This is a genomic window from Streptosporangium sp. NPDC003464, from assembly GCF_053588315.1.
Genome location: NZ_JBSFPS010000357.1, coordinates 1 through 8,831, shown reverse-complemented (window position 1 = coordinate 8,831; position 8,831 = coordinate 1). Strand labels below are relative to the sequence as shown.

The 8,831-nt window shown below is 73.2% G+C and carries 8 protein-coding genes and 1 tRNA gene; 7 read left to right on the top strand and 2 right to left on the bottom strand.

The window, feature by feature from the left end:
- The first annotated feature begins 234 nt into the window (after positions 1 to 234).
- The 3 genes from ACWDS7_RS43995 to ACWDS7_RS43985 all read left to right on the top strand — a co-directional run bounded on the left by ACWDS7_RS43995 (position 235) and on the right by ACWDS7_RS43985 (position 1,994).
- Positions 235 to 561 (top strand): hypothetical protein, encoded by a 327-nt coding sequence (locus ACWDS7_RS43995; RefSeq protein ID WP_451934139.1) that lies wholly within the window; start codon positions 235 to 237, stop codon positions 559 to 561.
- A 49-nt stretch (positions 562 to 610) separates the two neighbouring features.
- Positions 611 to 967: a hypothetical protein gene (locus ACWDS7_RS43990; protein ID WP_451934138.1), complete on the top strand. Its 357-nt coding sequence runs from the start codon at positions 611 to 613 to the stop codon at positions 965 to 967.
- A 694-nt stretch (positions 968 to 1,661) separates the two neighbouring features.
- Positions 1,662 to 1,994 carry a TraR/DksA family transcriptional regulator gene (locus ACWDS7_RS43985; protein ID WP_306868177.1) on the top strand — a complete coding sequence of 111 codons (333 nt, stop codon included), beginning with the start codon at positions 1,662 to 1,664 and terminating at the stop codon, positions 1,992 to 1,994.
- Positions 1,995 to 2,082: 88 nt separating this feature from the next.
- Here ACWDS7_RS43985 and ACWDS7_RS43980 read toward each other — a convergent pair whose 3' ends face one another.
- A complete protein-coding gene (locus ACWDS7_RS43980) occupies positions 2,083 to 2,682 on the bottom strand; it encodes an SACE_7040 family transcriptional regulator (protein ID WP_306868179.1) in 600 nt (199 codons plus the stop codon).
- 88 nt (positions 2,683 to 2,770) lie between these two features.
- Between ACWDS7_RS43980 and ACWDS7_RS43975 the strand changes: the two genes are divergently transcribed.
- From ACWDS7_RS43975 to ACWDS7_RS43960, 4 genes are all read left to right on the top strand, one after another.
- A complete protein-coding gene (locus ACWDS7_RS43975; protein WP_451934137.1) occupies positions 2,771 to 4,339 on the top strand; it encodes a carboxyl transferase domain-containing protein in 1,569 nt (522 codons plus the stop codon).
- A gap of 54 nt (positions 4,340 to 4,393) precedes the next feature.
- Complete coding sequence (locus ACWDS7_RS43970; protein ID WP_451934140.1) at positions 4,394 to 6,361, top strand: acetyl/propionyl/methylcrotonyl-CoA carboxylase subunit alpha; 1,968 nt, start codon at positions 4,394 to 4,396, stop codon at positions 6,359 to 6,361.
- A gap of 85 nt (positions 6,362 to 6,446) precedes the next feature.
- Complete coding sequence (locus ACWDS7_RS43965) at positions 6,447 to 7,403, top strand: hydroxymethylglutaryl-CoA lyase (RefSeq protein WP_451934136.1); 957 nt, start codon at positions 6,447 to 6,449, stop codon at positions 7,401 to 7,403.
- Between the two features lie 2 nt (positions 7,404 to 7,405).
- Positions 7,406 to 8,563: an acyl-CoA dehydrogenase family protein gene (locus ACWDS7_RS43960; RefSeq protein WP_370879717.1), complete on the top strand. Its 1,158-nt coding sequence runs from the start codon at positions 7,406 to 7,408 to the stop codon at positions 8,561 to 8,563.
- A 166-nt stretch (positions 8,564 to 8,729) separates the two neighbouring features.
- Here the strand turns inward: ACWDS7_RS43960 and ACWDS7_RS43955 are convergent.
- Positions 8,730 to 8,803 (bottom strand) — tRNA-Pro (locus tag ACWDS7_RS43955).
- Between the last annotated feature and the right edge of the window lie 28 nt (positions 8,804 to 8,831).

The window sequence follows — 8,831 nt, the reverse complement described above, 5'->3', positions numbered from 1 at the left end:
GCTCGAGCACCCGGGCCGCTCGCATGCTCCAGAAGGGGTCCGCACGCTCCAGGAGACAAGCGCTCCGGGAGCAGACGCTCCGAAGGGACAACGCTCCGGGGATAGGCGCTCCGGGGGGACACAGGAGAGCAGGGGACAAGCGCTCCGATTGCGGGGCGTCGCTTTGCCGGTAGCAGACACGGCCGGTGCGAGCATCGTCTGAGAGCCGGAGCCGATCATGCCAACGGGGGAGAGATGCTTCGAGAACTGACCCTGGCCGCGGCCGTCGCGGCCGGACTGACGGTCGCCGCGCCGGCCGCGTGGGCGGCCGGTCCGCAGGTCTTCGGCGCCGCGGCGCCGGCCGTCCGGGCGGCCGTCGCCTGCCCGCCCACATCCTCGTGCGCGACCGCCCGTTGCGGCGCCGGCCGGATCTGCGTGCCCTCCCCAAAGAAGTGCGTCACCGCGCCGTGTCCCCAGTACGACTGCGTGTCGGTGATCCCGCTCCCCATGGAACGCGTCCCGGCCCCCCGGCCGATGGTGACGGGCCCCCCGGCGGTCGCCCCCGCGCCCCTGCCCATGTGACCCTCCGCGTGAAGTGCCCTTTCACGGGGAGTGGGCTATGGTCGAGACGATGAGGGAACCGCGGTGGGTCACACCCAGGCCCACTGCCGCAGCGGCCGTGGTGGGCCTCGTTCTTGCCGTCGTCCTGTCCGCCGTCGCCCCTTCCCCGTGGTCCGGCGGATGGCGTCCCACCGTGGCCGACACCGGTCTCTGGGTCCCGCCGCCCGCCGGCGCGCACCAGTCGACCGCGCCGAGCGGGACGGAGCACCTGCCGACGCCGGGGCAGCTCCGTCACCTCCTGGCCGTGGTCGCCGCCGTGGCGTCCCCCGTCCTGCTGCTGCTCGCCTGGCTGAACGCGGGCCCGGCGGCCAATCCCCGGCGTACGGTCCAGCGGATCGTCACCCTGCGCAGCCCTCCACTCTCCTAGACCCTCCTCTTCTCCGGTCTCACCGGGCTTCTCCGGTCTCCACCGGGCCGCGGGCCCGGCAGGGGTCCCGGGCCATGTGGTGCGGGCGGCTCGCCGTCCGGGACCGCCCCGCCGGGGCGGCCACATGCCGGAGTCCGTGGCGACGGGCGGGCCGGACCCGTCCTCGGCGCGGACATGCCGGGCGGGCCACCGGGATCGGCATGCCGACCGGACGGCCGGACGGCTGGACTCCGGGCGGCCGGCCTCTGCCGGCACGCGGGGCGTCCGTCGCGCCGCGGTGGCCGTGACGGGCCTGCCGTACCCGGCGCGGTGCCGTCCGCGCGCCGGGCTGTCCGTGCTGCCTGCGCCGTCCGTGCTGCCTGCGCCTGCCGTGCCGTCCGCGTATGCCACGCCGTCCTCCGGGGCGGCGGCGCGGGGCGCGGTCCCGGAGCCGGGCTGTGCCCGCGGCCGGACCGGGCCGTCACCTCCGGTGAGCCGGCCGGCCTGTCACGTCCGGTGAGTCGGCTGGGCCGTCACGTCCGGTGAGTCGGCCGGGCCGTCACGTCCGGTGACCGGGGCCGGTCGGCACGCCCGTGGCCGGACCGGACGTCGTCCTCGGTGCGCTCCGACACTCGCGCGCCTCTTCACCTTCTTCACCTTCACCGCTTCACGTGTCTTCTTCGCTTCACGCGTCTTCCGAAAGGACCCGAACATCATGTCTGTCGACATCCACCTCAGCGCCGTCCAGCTCGGCATCCTCCGTGAGGAGCTCGAAGAGCAGCTGTTCCGCTGGACCAAGCAGCTCGCCGAGCTGGAGGCCGCGGTGAACGACGACGCGCTGGAGGTCTCGGCGAAGCCGGAGCTCCTGGCCGACATCGTCTCCGCCGAGCGGAGCACCGCCGTCGTGCGCCACGCGCTGCAGGACATCGCCGAGCTGACCTACGGCCGGTGCGACGGCTGCGGTCTGGGCATCCCCTTCGAACGGCTGAAGGCCCGGCCCCTGGCCCGTTTCTGCATGGAGTGCCAGCGCCGCCACGAGAGCGGCTGAGACGGTGACGCCCGTGGCCGCCGGGCGGACGGCCACGGGCGTCACCCGGGGGACCCGCCCGTTGGGGATCCCTTGATGTTAATAGGCGCTAACTTTGCACCGCGGCGAGCGCGGTGCGGGCCATGCCCCGCAGCAGCTGGGCCATCGCCTCGGACGTGAGCTCGCCCGCGCTGTGCGGGGTGGAGTTGAGCAGGCCGAAGACGGCGTGGGTCGCGGCGCGCAGGCGCGGCGGGGGGCAGGCCGGGTAGAGCTCGCTCAGCACGGTGACCCACTCCTCCACGTAGAGGCGCTGCAGGCGGCGGATCTGGCGGCGGGCGGGCTCGGGGACGTTGCCCAGTTCGCGGTCGTGCACGGTGATCAGCGCGGGATGGCTGAGCGCGAACTCGATCTGGCCGGTCAGCAGCGAGTCGAGGGCGTGCTCGGCGTCGGGGGCCCCGGTCACGCGGCCCGCCGCCGAGGTGTGCAGACGCTCGCTGATGTCCAGCAGCATCTCCGCCAGCAGGGCCTCCTTGCCGCTGAAGTGCCGGTAGAGGGCGGGGCCCGAGGTGCCGACCGCGCCGCCGATGTCCTCGATGGAGGTGCCGTGGAAGCCGCGGGCCGCGAACAGCTCGGCGGCGGCCTCCAGGATCTCCGCGCGCCGGGACCCTCGGTTGCGGGAGGAGGTCTGGGCAGTCGTCACATCTCGCATGGTAGACGGTGACGTTAATGATGACTAACATCGATGGTGAAGTTAGTGACCGCTAACTCACGGCGACGGAGCCGGACAGGAGGCTCGCATGAGTGGCTGGCCGGTGCTGCGAAGCACCTGCGACCCGGGCGGCGAGGAGTTCAAGGGCAACGCGGAAGTCAACGAGCGCCTGGCCGCCGACCTGCGAGAACGGCTCGCGGCCGCGGGGCTGGGGGGTCCGGAGAAGTCACGGGCCAGGCACGTCTCGCGGGGCAAGCTGCTGCCCCGCGACCGGGTGGACACCCTGCTCGACCCGGGCTCGCGTTTCCTGGAGCTCTCCCAGCTCGCCGCCAACGGACTGTACGGCGACGAGGCCCCCGCGGCCGGGATCATCACCGGCGTGGGCCGCGTCTCCGGCCGCGAATGCGTGGTCGTCGCCAACGACGCCACGGTCAAGGGCGGCACCTACTACCCGGTCACGGTCAAGAAGCACCTGCGGGCCCAGGAGGTCGCCCTCCACAACAACCTGCCGTGCGTCTACCTCGTCGACTCCGGCGGCGCGTTCCTGCCCAAGCAGGACGAGGTCTTCCCCGACCGCGAGCACTTCGGCCGCATCTTCTACAACCAGGCCACCATGTCGGCGCGCGGCATCCCGCAGATCGCCGCGGTGCTCGGCTCCTGCACCGCGGGCGGCGCCTACGTCCCGGCGATGAGCGACGAGGCGGTGATCGTCCGCAACCAGGGCACGATCTTCCTGGGCGGCCCGCCGCTGGTGAAGGCGGCGACCGGGGAGGAGGTCACCGCCGAGGAGCTGGGCGGCGGCGACCTGCACGCCCGGGTCAGCGGCGTCACCGACCACCTCGCCGAGGACGACCCCCACGCGCTGCGGATCGTCCGCGACATCGTGGCCACCCTCGCCCCGCGCTCCCCGGCGCCCTGGCAGCGCGTCCCCACCGAGGAGCCGGCCCACGATCCCCGCGACCTCTACGGGATCGTCCCCGCCGACACCCGCACGCCGTACGACGTGCGTGAGATCATCGCCCGCGTCGTGGACGGCAGCCGGTTCCTGGAGTTCAAGGCCGAGTACGGTGCCACACTCGTCACCGGCTTCGCCCACATCCACGGCCACCCGGTCGGGATCGTGGCCAACAACGGCATCCTGTTCGGCGAGTCCGCGCTCAAGGGCGCGCACTTCATCGAGCTGTGCGACCGCCGCGCCGTCCCCCTGGTGTTCCTGCAGAACATCAGCGGGTTCATGGTCGGCAAGGCCTACGAGGCCGGGGGCATCGCCAAGCACGGCGCCAAGATGGTCACCGCCGTCGCCTGCGCCCGGGTGCCCAAGTTCACCGTGGTCGTCGGCGGCTCGTTCGGCGCGGGCAACTACGCGATGGCCGGGCGCGCCTACTCCCCCCGGTTCCTGTGGATGTGGCCCAACGCGCGCATCTCCGTGATGGGCGGCGAGCAGGCCGCGAACGTGCTCTCCACGGTCGGCAACGCCGACCCCGACGCCATCCGCAGGCAGTACGAGGACCAGGGCAACCCCTACTACTCCACCGCCCGCCTCTGGGACGACGGCGTCATCGACCCCCTCGACACCCGCACCGTCCTCGGCCTGGCCCTGTCGGCCTCGGCCAACGCCCCTCTCGACCCCGTCGGCTACGGCGTCTTCCGGATGTGACCGCCCCATGACCCACTCACCCGCTCCCCAACCGCCTCGCGGGGGCCGCTCATGATGTTCGACACCGTCCTCATCGCCAACCGGGGCGAGATCGCCCTGCGGATCATCCGCACGCTCCGGGAGATGGGCATCCGCTCCGTCGCCGTCCACAGCGACGCCGACGCCGGCGCGCGGCACGTCCGTGAGGCCGACGTCGCGCTCCGGCTCGGCGGCGGCTACCTCGACGCGGACCGGATCCTGGAGGCCGCCGCGGCCTCCGGGGCCCAGGCCGTGCACCCCGGATACGGCTTCCTGGCCGAGAACACGGCCTTCGCCCGGCGGTGCGCCGAGGCCGGGCTGGTGTTCATCGGCCCGCCGCCGTCGGCCATCGAGGCCATGGGCGACAAGATCCGCGCCAAGGCCACCGTCTCGGCGGCCGGGGTCCCGGTCGTCCCCGGCGGCGCCGAACCCGGCGACGACCTGATCGACGCCGCCGGACGGATCGGCTTCCCCGCGCTGATCAAGCCCTCGGCGGGCGGCGGCGGCAAGGGCATGGTGCTGGTGCGCGCGGCCGCGGAGCTGCCGGAGGCGCTGGACTCCGCCCGCCGTACGGCGGCCGCCGCGTTCGGCGACGCGACCCTGCTGATCGAGCGGTATGTGGACAACCCCCGCCACATCGAGATCCAGGTGCTGGCCGACACGCACGGCAACGTCGTCCACCTGGGCGAGCGCGAGTGCAGCCTCCAGCGCCGCCACCAGAAGATCATCGAAGAGGCGCCCTCCCCGCTGCTCGACGCCGCGGCCCGGGCGGCCATGGGCGCGGCGGCGGTCGAGGCCGCCAGATCCGTCGGCTACGTCGGCGCCGGGACGGTGGAGTTCATCGTCGAGGGCGCGAGCGGTGACTACTACTTCATGGAGATGAACACCCGCCTCCAGGTCGAGCACCCGGTCACCGAGCTGGTCACCGGCCTGGATCTGGTCGAGCTCCAGATCAGGGTCGCCGCCGGGGAGCCGCTCCCGTTCACCCAGGACGAGGTACGGCTGCGCGGCCACGCCGTCGAGGCCCGCGTCTACGCCGAAGACCCCTCCCGCGGCTTCCTGCCGACCGGCGGCCGGATCCTGGCGCTGCGCGAGCCCGGCGACGTCCGGGTGGACTCCAGCCTGATGGCCGGCGGCGTGGTCGGCAGCGACTACGACCCGATGCTGTCGAAGGTCATCGCCTGGGGGCCGGACCGGGCGAGCGCGCTGCGCCGGCTGGACGGGGCGCTCGCCGCGACGACCGTGCTGGGCGTGCCGACCAACATCGCCTTCCTGCGCGCGCTGGTCACCCATCCGCGGGTGGCCGCCGGAGAGCTCGACACCGGTCTGGTCGAGCGGCACCTCGACGCGCTGGTCCCCCACGAGGCCGTCCCCGCCGACGTCCTGGCCGCGGCGGCCCTGGTCCTGCACCGCGAGCGCGTGCCCGCGGCGCCGGCCGACCCGTGGGAGGTGCCCGACGGCTGGCGGCTGGGCGAGGCGGCGTGGACCACCTGGCGGCTGGAGAGCCGTGACGGCGTGGCCGAGGTGCTGGTGCGGGGGCTGCCCGGGTCCGCGGCCGGAGCCGAGGTCCGCCTGCCCGCGGACCGGGAGGCCGTACGGGCGAGCCTGTCGGGAGACGGCGACGAGCTGCTGGTCACCCTCGGCGGGACCCGGCGGCGCTACGCCGTCGCCCGGGACGGCGACACCGTCTGGCTGGGCCGCGACGGGAACGCCTGGGCGCTCACCCGGCACCACCTCGGCGACCCCGGCGACCGGGCGGGCGCGGGCGGCACCGGGGACGGGGTGGTCCGCAGCCCGATGCCCGGCACGGTCCTCGTGGTCAAGGTGACGGCCGGGGAGCGGGTCGCCGAGGGGCAGCCGCTGCTCATCGTCGAGGCCATGAAGATGGAGCACACCGTGACCGCGCCGGTCGACGGAGTGATCGCCGAACTGCCGGCCCGTGCCGGGCAGGCGGTCGACATGGACGCGGTGCTGGCGGTCGTCCGGCGGGACGGGGAGGCGTGATGCGGGAGCCGTACGGGGCCGCGACGGCGGGGCGGACGGGCGTGACACGGGAGCCGGACGGGTTCCCGGCGGAGCCGGAGGAGTCATGATGCGGGAGCCGTACATGGTCCGGGCGGCGGGGCTGCCGGAGCGGGTCACGGTCTACGAGGTCGGGCCCAGGGACGGGCTGCAGAACGAGCCGGTGGTCGTCCCCGTCGAGGTCAAGGCCGAGTTCGTCGCCCGGCTGGCCGCCGCCGGGCACCGTGTCATCGAGACGACCAGCTTCGTGCACCCCAAATGGGTGCCCCAGCTCGCCGACGCCTCGGAGCTGCTGGCGGGCATGGAGCGGGTGCCCGGGGTGCGCTACCCGGTGCTGGTGCCGAACGAGCGCGGCCTCGACCGGGCGCTGGAGCACGGCGTCCAGGAGATCGCGGTCTTCGCCAGCGCCACCGAGACGTTCGCCCGCAAGAACCTCAACCGGACGCTGGAGTCGCAGTTCGAGATGTTCGAGCCCGTGGTCGCGCGGGCGCTGGAGCACGGGCTGAAGGTCAGGGCGTACGTCTCGATGTGCTTCGGCGATCCGTGGGAGGGGCCCACGCCGATCGGCCAGGTGGTCGCCGTCGGCCGCAGGCTGCTCGACCTCGGCTGCGCCGAGCTGTCGCTGGGCGACACCGTCGGCGTCGGCACCCCGGGGCACGTGGCCGCGCTGATCGGGGCCTTCGGCGGACCCTCCCGCCTGGCGGTGCACTTCCACGACACCTACGGCCAGGCGCTGGCCAACACCCTCGCCGCCCTCCGCGAGGGCGTGACCGTGGTGGACGCCTCCACCGGAGGCATCGGCGGCTGCCCGTACGCCGAGAGCGCCACCGGCAACCTCGCCACCGAGGACCTGGTGTGGATGCTGCACGGCCTCGGCGTCGAGACCGGACTGAACCTCGAATCGCTGGTGGAGACCAGCACCTGGCTGGCCGCCGAGCTCGGCCGGCCCAGCCCTTCACGGGTCGTCCAGGCCATGGGCACCGGCCCGGCCCGCCCGACGACCGACCGAAACGTCAAGGAGTGACGATGCCCAAGCTCAACGAGGACTACGAAGACCTCCGCAAGACCGTCGAGGCGTTCGCCCACGACGTGGTGGCCCCGGTGATCGGGGACCTCTACGAGCGTGCGGAGTTCCCCTACGACATCGTGCGGCAGATGGGCGCGATGGGCCTGTTCGGGCTGCCGATCCCCGAGGAGTACGGCGGCATGGGCGGAGACTACTTCGCGCTCTGCCTGGCCCTGGAGGAGCTGGCCAGGGTCGACTCCAGCGTCTCCATCACGGTGGAGGCCGCGGTGTCGCTGGGTGCGATGCCGATCTACCGGTTCGGCACGGCGGAGCAGCGGGCCCAGTGGCTGCCCCGGCTGACGTCGGGCGAGACGCTGGGCGCGTTCGGCCTGACCGAGCCGGGCGGCGGCTCCGACGTGCCCGGCGGCATGCGGACCACGGCCGTGCTGGACGGCGACGAGTGGGTGATCAACGGTTCCAAGGCGTTCATCACCAACTCCGGCACCGACATCACCGGTTTCGTCGGAGTGGCCGCCATCACCGGCGAGCGCGCCGACGGCAGGCCGGAGATCTCCACGATCCTGGTGCCGTCCGGGACGCCGGGCTTCACCGTCTCGAAGAAATACTCCAAAGTCGGCTGGAACTGCTCCGACACCCGCGAACTGGCCTTCACCGACTGCCGGGTCCCGGCGGAGAACCTGCTCGGCGAGCGGGGCCGGGGCTACGCGCAGTTCCTGCAGACCCTCGACGAGGGCCGCGTCGCGATCGCCGCCCTCTCGGTCGGCCTGGCCCAGGGATGCGTGGACGAGTGCCTGCGCTACGTGCGCGAGCGCCATGCGTTCGGCCACCCGATCGGCCACTACCAGGCCATCCAGTTCAAGGTCGCCGACATGGAGGTCCGCACCCACACCGCCCGCCTGGCCTACTACCACGCGGCGGAGAAGATGCTGGCCGGGGAGCCGTTCAAGAAGGAGGCGGCCATCGCCAAGCTCGTCGCCGGCGACGCGGCCATGGACAACGCCCGGGACGCCACCCAGATCTTCGGCGGCTACGGGTTCATGAACGAATACCCCGTCGGCCGTTTCTACCGCGACGCCAAGATCCTGGAGATCGGCGAGGGCACCAGCGAGGTGCAGCGCATGCTGATCGCCCGCGAGCTGGGACTGTCCGACCTCTGAGCCGCTGACGCACCGGGCACCGGCGCTCCGCCCCGGCGGGCGCCCGGTGTTCGGTCGAAGGTGATGAGGGGCCGGAGCGGAGGTCAGAGACTGTGCTGTGACATCGCCCCGGTCTCGGCCGCCGCCCTTGCCGGAGTGCCGGCGGTCCGGCCGTTCCGTGCATGCGTCGGGACGACAGGATTTGAACCTGCGACCCCTTGACCCCCAGTCAAGTGCGCTACCAAGCTGCGCTACGTCCCGGTCGTCCCGCGCTCTCGGGCGGGACGGC